15 protein-coding genes and 1 tRNA gene are annotated in these 17,370 nt (G+C 70.0%); 13 read left to right on the top strand and 3 right to left on the bottom strand.

Annotated features, from left to right (window positions below; all coding sequences use genetic code 11):
• Positions 1-4 precede the first annotated feature (4 nt).
• Positions 5-511: an LURP-one-related/scramblase family protein gene (locus TR33_RS09140; RefSeq protein WP_014908267.1), complete on the bottom strand. Its 507-nt coding sequence runs from the start codon at positions 509-511 to the stop codon at positions 5-7.
• A gap of 57 nt (positions 512-568) precedes the next feature.
• The gene (locus tag TR33_RS09135; RefSeq protein WP_042282710.1) at positions 569-1,531 is read right to left on the bottom strand and encodes a DMT family transporter; all 963 of its coding nucleotides are present in this window, start codon (positions 1,529-1,531) and stop codon (positions 569-571) included.
• Between the two features lie 73 nt (positions 1,532-1,604).
• Here TR33_RS09135 and TR33_RS09130 point away from each other — a divergent pair, with 73 nt between their 5' ends.
• Together TR33_RS09130 and TR33_RS09125 are read left to right on the top strand one after the other, a co-directional pair.
• The gene (locus tag TR33_RS09130; protein ID WP_042282709.1) at positions 1,605-2,618 is read left to right on the top strand and encodes a LysR family transcriptional regulator; all 1,014 of its coding nucleotides are present in this window, start codon (positions 1,605-1,607) and stop codon (positions 2,616-2,618) included.
• A complete protein-coding gene (locus tag TR33_RS09125; protein WP_026125181.1) occupies positions 2,615-3,325 on the top strand; it encodes an exonuclease domain-containing protein in 711 nt (236 codons plus the stop codon). The genes TR33_RS09130 and TR33_RS09125 overlap by 4 nt, the downstream gene beginning before the upstream one ends.
• A 141-nt stretch (positions 3,326-3,466) precedes the next feature.
• Here TR33_RS09125 and TR33_RS09120 read toward each other — a convergent pair.
• A tRNA-Arg gene (locus TR33_RS09120) sits at positions 3,467-3,538 on the bottom strand.
• A gap of 130 nt (positions 3,539-3,668) precedes the next feature.
• Here TR33_RS09120 and TR33_RS09115 point away from each other — a divergent pair.
• From TR33_RS09115 to prmC, 11 genes are all read left to right on the top strand, one after another.
• Positions 3,669-4,067 (top strand): response regulator transcription factor, encoded by a 399-nt coding sequence (locus tag TR33_RS09115; RefSeq protein WP_014912329.1) that lies wholly within the window; start codon positions 3,669-3,671, stop codon positions 4,065-4,067.
• Positions 4,064-5,197 carry a DALR anticodon-binding domain-containing protein gene (locus TR33_RS09110; protein WP_042282707.1) on the top strand — a complete coding sequence of 378 codons (1,134 nt, stop codon included), beginning with the start codon at positions 4,064-4,066 and terminating at the stop codon, positions 5,195-5,197. The genes TR33_RS09115 and TR33_RS09110 overlap by 4 nt, the downstream gene beginning before the upstream one ends.
• Before the next feature lie 174 nt (positions 5,198-5,371).
• A complete protein-coding gene (gene lysA, locus TR33_RS09105) occupies positions 5,372-6,757 on the top strand; it encodes a diaminopimelate decarboxylase (protein WP_042282705.1) in 1,386 nt (461 codons plus the stop codon).
• Positions 6,758-6,827: 70 nt separating this feature from the next.
• On the top strand, positions 6,828-8,114 hold the full coding sequence (locus tag TR33_RS09100) for a homoserine dehydrogenase (RefSeq protein ID WP_017536388.1): 1,287 nt from the start codon (positions 6,828-6,830) through the stop codon (positions 8,112-8,114).
• Between the two features lie 222 nt (positions 8,115-8,336).
• A complete protein-coding gene (gene thrC, locus TR33_RS09095) occupies positions 8,337-9,395 on the top strand; it encodes a threonine synthase (RefSeq protein ID WP_014909610.1) in 1,059 nt (352 codons plus the stop codon).
• A gap of 79 nt (positions 9,396-9,474) precedes the next feature.
• Entirely contained in the window at positions 9,475-10,437 is a 963-nt protein-coding gene (gene thrB / locus TR33_RS09090; protein ID WP_234305802.1) for a homoserine kinase, read from the top strand.
• A gap of 438 nt (positions 10,438-10,875) precedes the next feature.
• A complete protein-coding gene (gene rho, locus TR33_RS09085; RefSeq protein ID WP_042282701.1) occupies positions 10,876-12,858 on the top strand; it encodes a transcription termination factor Rho in 1,983 nt (660 codons plus the stop codon).
• 223 nt (positions 12,859-13,081) lie between these two features.
• On the top strand, positions 13,082-14,905 hold the full coding sequence (locus TR33_RS09080) for an L-lactate permease (RefSeq protein ID WP_042282699.1): 1,824 nt from the start codon (positions 13,082-13,084) through the stop codon (positions 14,903-14,905).
• A 197-nt stretch (positions 14,906-15,102) separates the two neighbouring features.
• The gene (gene rpmE / locus TR33_RS09075) at positions 15,103-15,312 is read left to right on the top strand and encodes a 50S ribosomal protein L31 (protein WP_014912523.1); all 210 of its coding nucleotides are present in this window, start codon (positions 15,103-15,105) and stop codon (positions 15,310-15,312) included.
• 108 nt (positions 15,313-15,420) lie between these two features.
• Positions 15,421-16,491: a peptide chain release factor 1 gene (prfA, locus tag TR33_RS09070; protein WP_014911216.1), complete on the top strand. Its 1,071-nt coding sequence runs from the start codon at positions 15,421-15,423 to the stop codon at positions 16,489-16,491.
• Positions 16,488-17,351, top strand: a complete 864-nt coding sequence (gene prmC, locus TR33_RS09065) for a peptide chain release factor N(5)-glutamine methyltransferase (protein WP_014912582.1) — start codon at positions 16,488-16,490, stop codon at positions 17,349-17,351. Before prfA ends, prmC begins: the two co-directional genes overlap by 4 nt.
• Positions 17,352-17,370: the final 19 nt, after the last annotated feature.

The raw sequence follows: 17,370 nt of genomic DNA, 5'->3' as shown, positions 1-17,370 counted from the left end.
CGCCTCAGTCGTCGTCGCCGTCGTCACCGGTGAGCGCGTCCACGGCGACCGCGACGGCGAGCACCAGGGCGGGGTCCCCGCCGAGGTCGTGGCGGTGGGTGTTGACGTCGACCGCGTAGGTGTCGCGCATCCGGAACCACTTGCGGGACACGACGGCGACGGTGCCCTCCTTATCGCCGATCGTGTACTCCTTGTCGAAGAAGCTCCCCACGACCTCCCAGTCGGGGCCGCCCTCGATCTCCACCTCGAGTTTGTCCCGGATGGGGTTGAAGAGCCGCTTGCGGACGGTGGCGACGGTCTTGCCGTCGTGCTCCACCCGCATCTGGTCACGGACCTTGAAGAGCTTCTTGCGGATCACCATGAGGACGTTCCCCCGGGGGTCCTTGAGCTCAAAGGTGGTGCGCAGCCGCAGGGCCTTGCCGTCCACCCAGAACACCTTGGAGCCCTGCTCGTCGGTCACCCAGAAGTCGTCGCCGATGTCGAAGACGCGTTCGCGTACCAGGAATTTCATGCCCCGAAGCTAGTCCACCCGACCGACTCACCGATAGCCGGAGGGGCACGTGTTCGCTCACGAGGCGCGGGCGCGCCGCTGGGACAGCCAGATCGCCAGGACCACCAGCGCGCAGCCGACCAGTTGAAGCGGGGTCGCCCTCTCGCCCAGCACGATGGCGCCCAAGAGCACCGCCATCACGGGAGGCAGGACCAGGACCGCGGCGCCGGTGGTGGCCGAAAGGCGGGGCAGGGCCGAGCCGACCAGCAGCCAGGTCAGAACCTGTCCGGTCAGCGCCAGCAGGGACAGCCAGAGCCAGGCCATGGCGTCCAGTGACATCAGATCGATCCCGCTCCACAGGGCGCCCAGGGTCCCGGCCGCGACGGCGGCGGTCAGGGTGGAGACGCACACCGGGGTGACCGTGTGGCCCCGGCCTCCGGCGAGTCGGGACAGGAACAGGTAGCCGGCGTAGGTGACACCGGCGGCCACGCCGTAGGCCAGTCCCAGCCACGGGTTCCCCTCGCCGTCCTCGACGCCGACGCCTCCCGCTCCCACGGCGCCGGCCGCCAGGGCCAGCCCCATGAGCATGACCGGCAGCGCGGCGAGGAAGCTCCGCGAGATCCGGTCGCCCAACAGGATCCAGGCCAACAGCGGGAAGACCACCACCTGGACGTTGAGCAGTACGGTCGCGATCCCGGCCCCCACGTGGTGGATGCTCGCGGCCCAGAACACGTAGTCCACGCCCAGGAGCAGTCCGGCGGCCGCGTCCAGGCCCAGGAGACGCCCGGGACGGGGCCCGACACGACGCAGTTCGGACAGGGCCATCGGCACGAGGGCGACCAGCGCGAGAGCACAGCGAAGGAAGGCGGCGGTTCCCGCGTTCGCCCCGGACAGCTTCACGAAGACCCCGGTCGCCGAGGTGCAGCCGGAACCGATCACCGCGAGCGTCGTCGGTTCGGCCCGCTCCAGCAGGGCTCCCAGTCCACCCGGGGACGAACGTGACGTCTCCCGCTCTTCCCGGCTCTTCTCCTGTCGTGCCATGGGAACAGCTTGTCGGGAGCGACTGGAAAACAAAAGCAATGTTTTGTCGTCGATACTCGGTAGTGTTCCTTATGTGTTCAGTATCGAACGACTGAGAGCGCTGGTGGCCGTGCAGACGCACGGTTCCATCGCGAGCGCGGCGCGGGCTCTGCACGTGACACCGTCGGGGATGTCCCAGCAGCTCACCAAGTTGGAGCGAGAGGCGGGCCAGCGACTGCTGGAACCCCAGGGCAGGAGTGTGCGACTCACCCACGCGGGCAGGGTCCTGGCGGGGCACGCCTCCCGCGTCCTCGAACAGGTGAACGCGGCCCAGACCGATCTGGCCGCCCTCGACCGGCAGATCCTCGGACCGCTGAGGCTGGGCGGGGTGGGGAGCGCGGTCCGCAGCCTGTTGCCCGGAGCCCTCTCCGACCTGCTCGCCCGGCACCCTCGGCTGGCCCCCACTCTGCGCGACGGAGAGGTGGTGTCCCTGCTGCCCGATCTCCTGCGCGGCGACCTGGACCTCGTACTGGCCGAGAGCTGGTCCAGCCGACCGGTGGCGCTGCCCGCCGGGGTCCGCACCGCCGACCTCGTGGACGAGAGGGTCTACCTGGCGCTTCCGCCCGAGCACCCCCTGGGAGGACGCGACTCCGTCGACCTCGCCGAACTCGGGGACGGCGACGGGACGAACGGGGTCCTGTGGGCGAGCTGCCCGGAGGGGACCGAACCCTACGAGGCGATCCTCCAGGCCCTGCGCTCCCGCGGGGTGGAACCCGACATCAGGTACACACTCGCCGAGATCCCCTCTCAGCTCGAGCTGGTGGCCGCGGGCCTGGCCGTCGCCCTGGTACCCGACCTGGGACGGCGCACGGCCCCCGCGGGGGTGCGTTTCCTCCCCACCGATCCTCCCTTGAGCCGGGTGGTCCGGGCGGTCTGGCGATCCGACACCGAGACGCCCGCCGTCCGGGCGTGTGTCGGAGCCCTCCTCGGTACGGACACCCCTTTCGAACCCTCGGGAACGTCTTCGGACGGTCCCGGCCGACACCACGCGGTCCCGACCGCACAGCCCGACAGCATCGACGAACCGGAACCGCGAGGAACCCAGTGAACACTGCATGGCACACACGTCCCATGGCCGCCTTCGACATCGAGAGCACCGGACTGGACGTCGAGGGCGACCGGATCGTCACCGCCGCCCTGTGGCGCATCGACCCCGAACGTCGGAGCAAGGAGGTCCTCTCCTGGCTGGCCGACCCCGGTGTCGAGATCCCCGCCGACGCCGCGGAGATCCACGGCATCACCACGGAACGGGCCCGTGAACAGGGTCGGCCCGCAGCCGAGGTCGTGGCGGAGATCGCCGACGCCTTGGAGGCCGTCGTCGCCGAGGGGCTGCCCGTGGTGGTCTACAACGCCCCCTATGACCTGACCCTGCTCGACCGGGAGATCGCCCGTCACCGCCCGGGTCGCCCTCTGCCCGCGCAACCGCTGGTCGTGGACCCGCTCGTCCTGGACAAGAGGGTCGACACCTACCGGCGCGGATCGCGCAAGCTCGTCGACGTGTGCGCCCACTACGAGGTGCCCCTGGCGGCGGAGGAGGCCCATGGCGCGGCCGCCGACGCCCTGGCGGCGGCACGGCTGGCCTGGCGGATCGCCGCGACCCACCCGGAGATCGCCGAGATGTCCGCCGCCGAACTGCACACCGCCCAGATCGCCTGGAAGGCGGAGCAGGCCGCGAGCTTCCAGGAGTATCTGCGCCGTCGCGACCCCGAGGCCGTCGTCGACGGCGCCTGGCCCTACACCCCCGCGACCGTCTGATCCGGACCCCGCCCGAGGCCGGCCCCCGCGCCCGCCTCGGGCCGCGTCGACGGATGATCCTCACGCCGAGGGCGAACACGGACGTCACGGGGGTGGAAACGCGAGAACGGGAACATCCGATGGATGTTCCCGTTCGTTCCGTGCCCCCTGGAGGATTCGAACCTCCGCACCCGGCTCCGGAGGCCGGTGCTCTATCCCCTGAGCTAAGGGGGCGCTGCTGCGAGAACAACTGTAGCAGGGGTCGGGGGCCGTTCGTCCCATCGCTTTCGAGACCGGGCCGGGGAGGTGGTCGATACCGGGTTCCAGTGGTGCCGCCGCGCCCGGCGACGGTAGTGTCACGGCCGTGAACGCCCTTCCCGCCCGGGTTCTCGTCGTCGAGGACGACGAGGTGATCCGCGAACTCATCCGCCTCAACCTCGAACTGGAGGGGTTCGAGGTGTTCACCGCCATGGACGGGCAGGACTGCCTCGAACGGGTCGGCCACATCCGACCCGACGTCATCACCATGGACGTGATGATGCCCCGACTCGACGGCTGGGCGGCCGTCGAGCGTCTGCGTTCGGACGGGTACGACCGGTGCATCGTCATGGTGACCGCCCGGGCCCAGGCCGACGACCGAAGACGTGGTGAACGCATCGGAGTCGACGACTACCTGACCAAGCCCTTCGACCCCGACGAGCTGGTCGACCTCATTCGGGCCCTGCTCGGCGACGGCGACGGCGGCGTGGGGGGAGCCGCGTGACCCCTCGCTCTCTGGAGGCGGTCGTCCGTCGCGCCGCGAGACGCGCCTTCGACATCGACGACGCCGACGTCCCCTTCGTCTGGCCGCGAGCCGATCAGGCCGGAGGCCGGGCCGACGCCTCCATCGCCCTGCCGCTCCGCCTGGTGGGGCGGGTCCGCGATCGACTGCCCGAGAAGGGGGACGGCGATCCTCGTTTCCTGGTCTCCGGACGCATCGTCGCCCAGGTCGACACGATGGCCGAGGAGGGCGACACCGACGCCGGTTTCGCCGAGGTGGTCGCCGACGCCCGCGGGTTCGTCGACGTCACCTTCACCTGTCTTCAACGCGAGAACCTGCTGCGGGCCGCCGCCGACGGCCCACGCTTCCTCACCGGCCGCGCCTGGACCGGGACGGGGGAGTGGCCCCGGACGGAACTGCACGAGGCCGGACCCGTCGCCCAGGCCCGTCGCTACGCCCGCGCCGACGCGCGGGCCCGCATCGCGATGGCGGTGGGCGCCACGCCTCCGCCGCCGGGGCCCGAGGGGGAGGTCTCCTGGCGCGATCGCTACCTGGACGCCGATCGCCTGGATCTGTACACCCCGGCCGGCCGCGCGTTGGGGCGGATCGGCGAGGACAGCGCCCGGGTGGCCTTCTGCCGCTCCATCCCCGAACGCCCCCGGGAGAACGAGACCACCGGCCGTGACCTGCCCGCGCTCCCCTCGGCCGAACATCCCGGGGCCTGGGTCCGGTTCACCGACGCCAACCCGGCCTTTCGGATGCGTTACGCGCACGCTCACGCTCTGAGCAGTCTGCGCTGGGCCCGCGAGGGTCGGGAGAGCGGGCGATGCGAGGACGTCGGCGCCGGGTGCCGGCATCGGGAGAACGCGGCGGTGCGCGGGCTGCTCTTCGACGGCCCCGGTGTCCTGGAGACGGCCGCGCGCCGAGAGGAACCCCATATCCTGGTCCGATACCTGGAAGCGTTGACCAGTGCCTACGATGAGTGGCGAACGGGTTCCACCGCCGGGGCCGGAGGGGCCGACGGGGGAGAACCCGCGCGGGCCGCTCTCGACCCGGCCCTGCCCGCGGCCGTCGCGGGGGTGCTCGACACCGGACTCTTCCTGCTCGGGGTATCGGCGCCCACAAGGCTGTAGACCCCCCGATCGCATGGATCCCGTGGGACGATCCCGACCCCTGTGTTCCGATCGGCTTAGTGGACAATGGTGAGGGGTCCCCTCGCCGCCACCGGGGGTGTCGTCGTGCGACCTCACCCCGTCGCGGGCACAGCATCACCACAAGACGTACGAAGTCCCAGCCGAAAGACCGCCATGAGCCGCTACGCCCACCCCGCCGGATCCCGCCACGCGGAGGTCCTGCCGGAGGACAACCCGCCGCTGCCGCCCGAAGACCTCAACGCCCTGGACCCGCGCGTGTGGCCCGCCACCGCGCGACGCGAGGACGGCGAGCTCACCGTCGGCGGTGTCGGGGTGCGCTCCCTCGCCGCCGAATACGGCACCCCGCTCTTCGTGATGGACGAGGAGGACTTCCGTTCCCGGGCCCGTGCCTACTCCACCGCCTTCACGGGCGCCGACGTCTACTACGCGGGTAAGGCCCTGCTGACCAAGGCCGTCGCCCGCTGGGTGGTCGAGGAGGGGCTCAAGCTCGACGTCTGCTCCGGCGGCGAACTGGCCGTCGCCCTGGCGGCGGGGGTGCCGACCGAACGCATCGGCATGCACGGCAACAACAAGTCGGTGGCCGAACTGCGTCGCGCGGTGGAGGTCGGCGTCGGCCGGATCATCGTGGACTCCCTCGACGAGATCGAACGCCTGGAGGGCATCGCCCGCGAGGCCGGAGCCCGCCCCAAGGTCCTCATCCGTGTGACCACCGGAGTGGAGGCGCACACCCACGAGTTCGTCGCCACCGCGCACGACGACCAGAAGTTCGGTTTCGCGCTGAGCACCGGCGCCGCGGCGGAGGCGGTCCGTCGGGTCCTGGGCGCCGACCACCTCGATCTGGTGGGTCTGCACTCGCACATCGGCTCGCAGATCTTCGACACCTCCGGGTTCGAGGTCGCCGCGCGTCGGGTGACCCGATTCCTCACCCGGATCCACGAGGAACTCGACGTCACCCTCGCCGAGCTGGACCTGGGCGGCGGTCTGGGCATCGCCTACACCTCCGTGGACACCCCGCTCGACCCTCAGACCATCGCCGAGAGCCTCACCGAGATCGTGCGCCGCGAATGCGAGGAGGTGGGCCTGCCGACGCCCCGCGTCGCGGTCGAACCGGGCCGTGCCATCGCCGGACCGGCGGGGATCACCGTCTACGAGGTCGGCACCGTCAAGGACGTGGAGGGCATCCGCACCTACGTCAGCGTCGACGGCGGCATGAGCGACAACATCCGTACAGCCCTGTACGGGGCCGAGTACACCGGGCAACTGGTCTCCCGGGAGAGCGGAGCCGCACCGATGCTCTCCCGATTGGTCGGCAAGCACTGCGAGAGCGGTGACATCATCGTGCACGACCTGTACCTGCCCGCCGACCTGCGGCCGGGCGACCTGGTGGCGGTGGCCGCCACGGGCGCCTACTGCTACTCCATGGCGAGCAACTACAACCACCTGCCCCGTCCCGCCATGGTGGCGGTTCGGGACGAGAACGCACGGGTCATCGTGCGCAGGGAGAACGAGGAGGACCTCCTCCGCCTCGACGTAGGCTGAACAGTTCGCCCCTCGGGCGCCGTCCGGCGTCCACGAGGTCGGACACGAGAGAAGTGGGAGTCACGCCCAAATGGCGATGAAGGTGGCGCTGCTCGGATGCGGCGTTGTGGGTTCGGAAGTCGTCCGCCTGGTCAACGAGCAGTCCGAGGAACTGGCCGCGCGGATCGGCACGTCGATCGAGATCGGCGGCATCGCGGTACGCCGCCTGGACCGTGACCGCGGGGTCGACCCGTCGCTGCTGACCACCGACGCCACGGCGCTGGTCACACGTCCCGACATCGATGTCGTGGTGGAGGTCATCGGCGGGATCGAACCGGCGCGTTCGCTGATCCTCGACGCGATCAAGTCGGGCAAGTCGGTGGTCACGGCCAACAAGGCGCTGCTCGCCGAGGACGGCCAGACCCTGCACACGGCGGCGCGCACCGCCGGGGTGGATCTGTACTACGAGGCCTCCGTGGCCGGGGCCATCCCGTTGCTGCGTCCGCTGCGCGACTCTCTGGCCGGGGACCGGGTCAACCGGGTCCTGGGCATCGTCAACGGCACCACCAACTACGTCCTGGACCGGATGGACTCCCTGGGCTCGGGGTTCACCGAGGCCTTGGAGGAGGCCCAGGCCCTCGGGTACGCGGAGGCCGATCCCACCGCGGACGTGGAGGGCTTCGACGCGGCCGCCAAGGCCGCGATCCTGGCCCGTCTGGCCTTCCACACCCAGAGGGTGACCGCCGCCGACGTCCACCGCGAGGGCATCACCGGGGTCTCCTCCGGGGACATCGCCAGCGCCCGGGCGATGGGCTGCGTCGTCAAACTGTTGGCGATCTGCCAGCGGTCGGAGGACGGCGAGTCCGTGGGCGTGCGCGTCCACCCGGTGATGCTTCCCGTGGAGCACCCCCTGGCCGGGGTCAAGGAGGCCTACAACGCGGTCTTCGTGGAGGCCGAGTCGGCCGGGCGCCTGATGTTCTACGGGGCCGGCGCCGGGGGCACGCCCACCGCCTCCGCGGTCCTGGGCGACATCGTGGCGGTGTGCCGGAACCGGCTCGCCCACACCTCGGTGGCCGAGGGCGCGCACGACACCGGGTTGCCGGTGCACGACATGGGTCGGACCATCACCAGCTACCACGTGGCGCTGGACGTGGCCGACCGTCCGGGCGTGCTCTCCAAGGTCGCCGAGATCTTCGCCGACCACGGGGTGTCCATCAAGAACGTGCGCCAGGAGGGCAGCGGAGACGACGCCCAGCTCGTGCTGGTGAGTCACCCGGCTCCGGACTCGGCCCTCAGCGCGACGGTCGAGCTGCTCAGCGCGCATCCGATGGTCCGTGAGGTGGCCAGCGTCATGCGCGTGGAGACCTTCCAGGACTGACCGGACACGGGACCGCCTCCGACAGGGTCGGGGGCGGCCCCGGTGCGTCCACATCGTGAGATCACAGTGCCCGGGATACAAGACACCCGGGGCGGGTCATAGACTCGTGGCAGGTGGGGGCCGGAGCGTCTCCGTGACACCTCACCCGCATTCCCGCGCGCGCCGTACGAGGCGGCGCGTCCAGCGAAACCGCATCCACCCGAAAGGGACACCGTCGTGAGCATGGCACGGGCGTGGCGAGGCATCGTCGAGGAGTACCGAGACCGCCTTCCCGTCAACGAGAACACCCCCGTCGTCACCCTCCAGGAGGGCGGCACCCCCCTGCTGCCCGCCACGCGTGTGTCCGAGCTCACGGGCTGCGAGGTCTTCCTCAAGGTCGAGGGGCTCAACCCCACCGGTTCCTTCAAGGACCGCGGGATGACCATGGCCATCTCCAAGGCGGCCGAGGACGGCGCGAAGGCCGTCATCTGCGCCTCCACCGGCAACACCAGCGCCAGTGCGGCCGCCTACGCCATTCGCGCCGGCATGACCTGCGCCGTCCTGGTGCCCCAGGGCAAGATCGCCATGGGCAAGCTCGCCCAGGCGCTCGTGCACGGCGCCCGGCTGCTCCAGGTCGACGGCAATTTCGACGACTGTCTGGAACTCGCCCGCAAGCTCAGCGTCGACTACCCCGTCGCCCTGGTGAACTCGGTCAACCCCTACCGTCTCCAGGGGCAGAAGACGGCCGCCTTCGAGATCGTGGACGCCCTCGGCGACGCTCCCGACATCCACTGCATCCCCGTCGGCAACGCCGGCAACATCACCGCCTACTGGATGGGCTACACCGAGTACGCCAGGGACGGTATCTCCACCGGGTCCCCGCGCATGCTCGGCTTCCAGGCCAGCGGCTCGGCCCCCATCGTCGACGGCGCCCCGGTGACCAGCCCCAGCACCATCGCCACCGCCATCCGGATCGGCAACCCGGCCTCCTGGAAGCTCGCCGAGCAGGCCAGGGACGAGTCCGGCGGGGCCATCGACAAGGTCACCGACCGCCAGATCATGGCCGCCTACAAGCTCCTGGCCGCTGAGGAGGGCGTCTTCGTCGAACTCGCCTCCGCCGCGAGCGTCGCCGGTCTCCTTCAGGCCTCCGCGGCCGGACAGGTGCCCAAGGGCAGCCGTATCGTCTGCACGGTCACCGGTAACGGCCTCAAGGACCCGGACTGGGCGCTGGCGGGAGCCTCCTCCGCCACCACCGTTCCCGTCGACGCCCAGGCCGCCGCCAAGGCCCTGGACCTCGCCTGATCAGCAGCTCCTTCGTCCCGTCGGCCCGAACCGCGTCCACGGCGGTCCGGGCCGCGGGAACGACCACTTGGAGAGTCGAGTGACCTCAGCACGCCCCGAACGGGTGTCCGTCGACGCCCCGGCGACCAGCGCCAACCTCGGGCCCGGCTTCGACGCCCTAGGGCTGGCCGTACGCCTGTACAACCGCTTCGACGTCGCGCTTCGTACGGACGACGAGCTCTATGTCACGGTGGAGGGCGAGGGGGCGGGCGAGGTCCCGCTCGGTCGACGCCACCTCGTGGTCCGGGCGATGGCCGAGGCCTTCGACCGGGCGGGGGAGAAGCTCCCCGGTCTGGACCTGCGCTGTGAGAACCGCATCCCGCACTCGCGTGGTCTCGGTTCGTCCTCCTCGGCGATCGTCGGCGGTGTCACGGCGGCCGCGGCCCTGCTCGGACGTCGGGGGCCCGACGGCGGCCCCGACCGGGACTGGATCTATCAGGTCTCCGCGGACCTGGAGGGTCACCCCGACAACGTGGCCCCCTGCGTCTACGGCGGATACACGATCGCCTATCGGGACGGCGCCTCCTGGGGGGTCTCCCGTTCCCTGCCGGACGAGCGGATCCTGCCCGTGCTGTGCGTTCCGGGATGGCGATTGTCCACCGAACGGGCCCGCGGCCTGTTGCCGGAGACCGTCTCGCACGCGGACGCGGCCTTCAACGCGGGACGCGCCGCGCTGATGACGGCGGCCGTTTGTGGCCAACCGGAATCCCTGTTCGCGGCGACCGAGGACCGGTTGCACGAGTCCTATCGGGCCCCGGCCATGCCCCGTACCCTCGATCTCGTGCGTGACCTGCGTGAACAGGAGGGACTCGCGGCCGTGGTCTCGGGTGCGGGACCCACCGTTCTGGTCCTGTGCGCGATCCCCGAGGGACACGCGGGGACGGAATCGCCGGAAATCATCGGGCAGATTGATTCGATCGCTCGATGGGCGGGTAATGATTGGGACATACGCCCCCTGCACATCGAGCCGGCGGGGGTGCGGACCCCATCTCCCCATCCGTAGCATCTGTGTCGAGGAATAGCCGTGGCCTCTGGTGATGTTAGGCTTGGTGAAGCACCAGATGCCCCGTTGCGGGGCGTGTGCTCATCCGCCACAGCGGCTTCCGCGTCCCATACTCCGGCGGTCCGATCATGCGATCAACCGGAAGCGGTGGCCAAAGTGTCGAGTCCGCGGAATCTCCGCGACTGTGCCCACGTCTTCGAAGTCCGCTCCTCCTCGGATGAGCGTTTCGTCATGGTCGACAGGCATCACCTCCGAGCCATCCGCCCCGACGTCTGGCTGTACCCAGAGCCCGCCGCGATTGGGTAGGGGACCGACTACGCCGGTTTCCGACATCCACGTGGGGCACGCCCTACCCGGCCCCTGCCGGTTCGCACCATCGGGCCGGCCGATCGAGCACAAAGCCGACGGCCGAAGCCCGCTCCTTGGGAAGGACCCTTAGTGAGCGACACCACCGAACTCCGAACGGACGCGGCGGTCGACAGCAAGAAGAGCGCCGACGCCTCCGCGGAGACCGGCGAAGCCGCGCCGTCGGGTGCGTCCCGGTCCCGCGCGGCCTCGCGCGGTACCGGACTCGCCGCCCAGAAACTCCCCGAGCTCCAGAAGCTCGCGTCGAGCATGGGCATCACCGGTACGGGGCGCATGCGCAAGAGCGACGTCATCGCGGCCATCGAGGCCAAGCAGGGCGGCCCCGTCGCCCCCGCGAAGGCCAAATCCGCAAAGAAAGCCGACAGCGCTCCCAAGGCCGGTAAGGTCGAGAACAATGACGGCCCGACCGAAGCCCAGTCTCCCGCCAAGTCGGGCACGGACGAGGCCCCGCGCAAGAGCGCGGGAGAGCGGTCGTCGGACCAGGCCGTGACCGAGTCCCAGGGTGGGAAGGGTGAGAAGCCCTCCCGTAGCCGTCGCTCGTCCCGCAGGCGCGGCGACGAGTCCGGTGACCAGCCCCGTTCGGTGGACGGCACCGACTCCTCAACCTCCGCGAGCAGCGTGACGAAGACATCCAGCACCCCCCAGAAGAACGGCCCCGACTCCGAGGACCGTGAGAACAGGTCCGGGCAGGGTCGCGAGCGCCAGCGTAACCGCCGTAACCGCAACCGTGGCGGTGACGACCAGAACGCGAACAACAACTCCGACCGCCAGCAGGGTGGTGGCGGCCAGAACCAGGGTCGTAACTCCGGTGACGACGACGATTTCGGCGGCGGTGGCCGCCGTCGGGGTCGGCGCAGGGATCGTCGCGACCGTCGCGGGCGCGGTGGCGGCCAGGAGGCCGAGCCGGTGATCGGCGAGGACGACGTCCTGCTGCCGGTCGCGGGAATCCTCGACATCCTGGACAACTACGCCTTCGTCCGTACCACCGGCTACCTGCCCGGTCAGAGCGACGTCTACGTCTCCCTGGCCCAGGTCCGCAAGCACGGTCTGCGCAAGGGCGACCACATCATCGGTGCGGTCCGTCAGCCCCGTGAGGGCGAGCGCCGCGAGAAGTTCAACGCCCTGGTGCGTCTGGACTCGGTGAACGGTATGTCCCCGGACCAGGCGAGGGGGCGTCAGGAGTTCTCCAAGCTCGTTCCGCTCTACCCGCAGGAGCGCCTGCGGCTGGAGACCGAGCCGAACATCCTCACCACCCGCATCATCGACCTGGTCGCACCGATCGGTAAGGGTCAGCGCGGGCTCATCGTCTCCCCGCCCAAGGCGGGCAAGACGATGGTGATGCAGGCGATCGCCAACGCCATCACCGAGAACAACCCGGAGTGCTACCTGATGGTGATCCTCGTGGACGAACGTCCCGAGGAGGTCACCGACATGCAGCGCACGGTCAAGGGCGAGGTCATCCACTCGACCTTCGACCGTCCGGCCGAGGACCACACGGTCGTCGCCGATCTGGCCATCGAGCGGGCCAAGCGGCTCGTGGAGATGGGTATGGACGTGGTCGTCCTGCTCGACTCCATCACCCGTCTGGGGCGCGCCTACAACCTGGCGGCCCCGGCCAGCGGACGCATCATGTCCGGTGGTGTGGACTCCACGGCCCTCTACCCGCCCAAGCGCTTCTTCGGCGCGGCCCGCAACATCGAGGGCGGCGGCTCGCTGACCATCCTGGCCACCGCGCTGGTCGAGACCGGTTCGCGCGCCGACGAGGTGATCTTCGAGGAGTTCAAGGGCACCGGCAACATGGAGCTCAAGCTCAACCGGTCCCTGGCGGACAAGCGGATCTTCCCGGCCGTGGACGTGGACGCCTCCAGCACCCGTAAGGAGGAGATCCTGATGTCGGCCGAGGAGCTGAACGTCGTCTGGAAGCTCCGCCGGGTGCTGCACGCCCTGGACACCCAGCAGGCGATCGAGCTGCTCCTGGACAAGATGAAGGAGTCCAAGAGCAACGCCGAGTTCCTGATGCAGATCCAGAAGACCACGGTGGGCCCCGAGCGCTGATCGGCGCCGCGGCCCCGCCGTGACGGCGGTGTGAACGAACGCGACGGCCCCTTCCCGGGAACGGGAGGGGGCCGTTCCGTATGCGGGGACTTCGGAGGCGGCGGGGTTTCGAGCGGATGTCACCAATGTGTTGCGGATCACATAAAGGGGATGGTGGGGCGGCCCCCGGCGATTTAGGGTCGCGCCACCCGAGTGCACCACCCGTACCAGGGAGCCGTCTGGAATGGACAACCTCGCCCTGCTCAGCCTCCTCGCGCTCACCCCGATCCTCGTGGTCGGTGTCCTCCTCGTCGGGTTCCGCCTGCCCGCCATGTACGCCATGCCCGCCGGGTACGTCGTCGTGGTCGGGATCGCGGTCCTGTTCTGGGGGACCGAATGGAGGGCCGTCGCGGCCTCCACCGTCCAAGGCCTGATCCTCGCCGCGGGCCTGCTCTACATCATCTTCGGCGCCCTGCTCCTGCTCGCCACCCTCAGCGGGAGCGGCGCCATCGCCACCATCCGGGCGACCTTCACCGACATCACCCCCGACCGTCGCATCCAGGCGATCATCATCGGCTGGCTCTTCGGGAGCTTCATCGAAGGGGCCTCCGGCTTCGGTACCCCCGCCGCCGTCGTCGCCCCGCTGATGCTGGCCCTCGGCTTCCCCGCCATGGCCGCCGTGATGGTGGGGCTGGTCATCCAGAGCACCCCGGTCAGCTTCGGAGCCGTGGGGACCCCCGTCCTGGTCGGTGTCTCCGGAGGACTGGAGGGGTCGGAGGCGGTCGCCGAACGGGCCTCCGTCCTCGGCCTCACCCTTCCCGGGTACGTGGACGTCATCGGCCTCCAGACCGTGCTGTTGCACGCCGTGCCCGGAACGCTCGTCCCGCTCTTCATCTGCTGCATGCTCTGTGGCTTCTACGGAGGGGAACGGCGCTTCTCCGACGGGCTCGGCGTCTGGAGGTTCGCCCTCTTCAGCGCCTTCGCCATGACGATCCCCTCGGTCCTGTACAACCACTTCCTCGGCGTCGAGTTCACCAGCCTCCTGGGCGGACTCACCGGACTGGTCATCGTGGTGTTCGCCGCTCGCAGGGGTCTCCTCATGCCGAAGCGGACCTGGGACTTCCCGCCGCGCGAGCGTTGGCTCGACCGCTGGACCGGACGGCTCGAATCCGGCACGGGCGTGGAGGAGACCGCCGGGCGCGGGATGGGACTGTTCCGCGCCTGGGCGCCCTATCTGCTCATCGTCGTCGTACTGGTCTCCACCCGCATGATCACCCCGCTGGAGGAGTGGTTGACCGGCGTGAAGGTGGGTGCCACCGACATCTTCGGGACCTCCGTCGGCCAGACCGTCGAACCCCTCTACTCGCCCGGCGGCGCCTTCATCCTCGTCTGTCTGATCACCTACGGTCTGCATCGGATGCGGCGCCGGGAGATCCTCGCCTCCTGGAAGGTCGCGGGCTCCCAACTGGCGGGGGCCGCCGTGGCCCTGTTGTTCGCGGTCCCCCTGGTCCGGGTCTTCATCAACACCGGCCCCGGGTTCGGCGACACCTCCCTGGAGAGCATGCCGCTGACCCTCGCCGTCGGAGCGGCCGAACTGGGCGGCGCGAACTGGCCGCTCCTGGCCCCGTGGATCGGGGCGCTGGGCGCGTTCGTCGCGGGCAGCAACACCGTCTCCAACCTGATGTTCTCCCTCTTCCAGTTCTCCACCGCCGAGCACATCGGGGTGACCCCCGAGACGGTCGTCGCCACCCAGGCGGTCGGCGGCGCGGCGGGCAACATGATCACCGTGCACAACGTGGTCGCCGCCTCCGCCGTGGTGGGCCTGGCCGGACGCGAGGGCGACCTCATCCGTCAGACGATCATCCCGATGACCTACTACGTGCTCCTCGCGGGAGCGGTGAGCCAGGTCTTCGTCTACGGGTTCGGACCCAACGTCGGGACGGTCGCGCTGGCCCTCGTCCTCGCGGCCCTGGTCGGCCTGGTCCTGTTCATCCGACGTCGGGACGCGGCCCCACCGAGGGCCGCGACGAGGGGCGACGGGGAGGTGCCGGAGGGGAGCCGGGAATAGGTACTGGTCCCGGCATGGTTGTCGGTCTGGCAAACTGGTATCGGGACACGGCCGTCCGCCCGTGAGGGAGAGCAGGCCGGTCCGTTACCTGGATCGCCGCGACACCGGTTCGCGCATGGCCACGACACCGCCCCACCCCTCCGACGGTGGTGCGGTCGTCATGCGTCCGGCGGTCGCGCTCACACAAGGAGACACACATGCAGGCCGACATTCACCCGGAGTACGTCGCCACCGAGGTGACCTGCACCTGCGGGGCCCACTTCATCACGCGCAGCACGCTCACCGGGGGCAAGATCCGCGCCGAGGTGTGCTCCGAGTGCCACCCGTTCTACACCGGCAAGCAGAAGATCCTCGACACCGGTGGTCGGGTCGCCCGCTTCGAGAAGCGCTTCGGCAAGCGCAAGTAGCGCCGCCCTCCCGTCCGGCGGGGCTCCCGCGAGGGACCCCACCGGACGGGACGCACCCCTATCGGGGAGATCGACGCACAGGGCAGACGAGAAGACGGGAATGGGAACGTGAAGCTGGACGACCTACTTGGGGAGTACTACGAGCTGGAACAGCAGCTCGCCGACCCCGAGGTGCACGCCAACCCGGCCGAGGCGCGCAGGCTGGGCAAGCGTTACTCACAGCTCACCCCGATCATCCAGACCTACCGTCAGCTCAAAGAGGTCGAGAACGACATCGACGCCGCGCGTGAGCTCGCGGCCGAGGACTCCTCCTTCGCCGAGGAGGCCGACCGGCTGACCGTCGAGGCCGAGCAGCTCACCGAACGCCTGCGCTTCCTGCTCATCCCGCGCGACCCCGCCGACGACAAGAACCTCATCATGGAGGTCAAGGCCGGCGAGGGCGGCGAGGAGTCCGCCCTGTTCGCCGGGGACCTGGTCCGGATGTACCTGCGCTACGCCGAGCGCCAGGGATGGAAGACCGAGGTCATCGACTCCACCCTCTCCGACCTGGGCGGGTACAAGGACGTCACGATCGCCTTCAAGAACAAGGGCACCCCCGAGCCCGGCTCGGGCGTGTGGCCCCAGCTCAAGTTCGAGGGCGGCGTGCACCGCGTCCAGCGCGTCCCGGTCACCGAGTCGCAGGGCCGCATCCACACCTCCGCGGCCGGCGTGCTCGTCGTGCCCGAGGCCGAGGAGATCGAGATCGAGGTCCACGAGAAGGATCTGCGCATCGACGTCTACCGCTCCTCCGGCCCCGGCGGACAGAGCGTCAACACCACCGACTCCGCGGTCCGGATCACCCACGTGCCGACCGGCATCGTGGCCTCCTGCCAGAACGAGAAGAGCCAGCTCCAGAACAAGGAGCAGGCCATGCGCATCCTCCGGGCCCGTCTCTACGCCGAGGCCCAGGCCAGCGCCGACGCCGAGGCCTCCGCCGAGCGTAAGAGCCAGGTCCGCACCGTGGACCGCTCCGAGCGCGTGCGCACCTACAATTTCCCGGAGAACCGCATCTCCGACCACCGGGTCGGATACAAGGCCTACAACCTCGACCAGGTCCTCGACGGGGAACTGGACGGGGTCATCAAGGCCCTGGTGGACGCGGACACCAAGGAGAGGCTCGAAGCGGCCCAGTCATCATGAACTTCCTACTCGACGAGGTCGCCCGCGCCACGCTCCGGCTCGCGGAGGCGGGCGTGGCCTCACCCCGCACGGACGCCGAGGAGCTCGCGGCGTTCGTGCACGGTGTTCGTCGAGGGGAACTCCACGCGGTGGCCGACGCCGACTTCGACGCCCGTTATTGGGAGTGCGTCTCCCGCCGTGAGGCCCGCGAGCCCCTTCAGCACATCACCGGACGCGCCTACTTCCGCTATCTCGAGCTCCAGGTGGGGCCGGGGGTGTTCGTGCCCCGGCCCGAGACCGAGATCATGGTGGACTGGGCCATCGAGACCCTGCGCGCCATGGACGTGGCCGACCCCCTGGTCGTGGACCTGGGCGCGGGTTCGGGGGCCATCGCGATCTCCATCGCCCAGGAGGTGCCGCGTTCACGCGTGCACACCGTGGAGATCGACCCCGAGGCGCTGAGCTGGACCCGGCGCAACATCGAGTCCGCCGGGCACGGCGACCGGGTGACCGCCCACCAGGGGGACATGCGCGCCGCGCTGCCCGAGCTCGACGGCCGGGTCGACCTGCTCATCAGCAACCCTCCCTACGTGCCCACCCGGGAGGCCGACACCATCCCCCCCGAGGTGCGGGACTACGATCCGGCCCCCGCGCTGTGGTCGGGTGAGGACGGTCTGGACATGATCCGCGACCTGGAGGCGGTCGGTCGCCGGCTCCTGCGTCCCGGCGGATCCATGGCGATCGAACACCACGACGGCCAGGGCATCGACATCCCCCGGCTGTTCCCCGAGGACAAGGGCTGGCGTGACGTCCTCAACCGTAAGGATCTGGCCAGACGCGACCGGTTCGTGGTCATGCGTCGGGCCGACGAGGACGACTGACGGCCCTCGTGTCGCCCTC

The sequence above is a fragment of the Nocardiopsis alba genome (assembly GCF_000710955.1).
Taxonomy (GTDB): Bacteria; Actinomycetota; Actinomycetes; order Streptosporangiales; family Streptosporangiaceae; genus Nocardiopsis; species Nocardiopsis alba.
The sequence above is the reverse complement of the archived record's forward strand: the minus strand, read 5'-3'. Positions and strand labels throughout refer to the sequence as shown.

Excerpts from the sequence above, each read along its gene's own strand:
- TR33_RS09080 (WP_042282699.1), top strand. The coding sequence starts at position 13,082 with ATGGACAACCTCGCCCTGCTCAGCCTCCTCGCGCTCACCCCGATCCTC.
- TR33_RS09140 (WP_014908267.1), bottom strand. The coding sequence starts at position 511 with ATGAAATTCCTGGTACGCGAACGCGTCTTCGACATCGGCGACGACTTC.
- prmC (WP_014912582.1), top strand. The coding sequence starts at position 16,488 with ATGAACTTCCTACTCGACGAGGTCGCCCGCGCCACGCTCCGGCTCGCG.
- TR33_RS09135 (WP_042282710.1), bottom strand. The coding sequence starts at position 1,531 with ATGGCACGACAGGAGAAGAGCCGGGAAGAGCGGGAGACGTCACGTTCG.
- thrC (WP_014909610.1), top strand. The coding sequence starts at position 8,337 with ATGGCACGGGCGTGGCGAGGCATCGTCGAGGAGTACCGAGACCGCCTT.
- rpmE (WP_014912523.1), top strand. The coding sequence starts at position 15,103 with ATGCAGGCCGACATTCACCCGGAGTACGTCGCCACCGAGGTGACCTGC.
- TR33_RS09100 (WP_017536388.1), top strand. The coding sequence starts at position 6,828 with ATGGCGATGAAGGTGGCGCTGCTCGGATGCGGCGTTGTGGGTTCGGAA.
- lysA (WP_042282705.1), top strand. The coding sequence starts at position 5,372 with ATGAGCCGCTACGCCCACCCCGCCGGATCCCGCCACGCGGAGGTCCTG.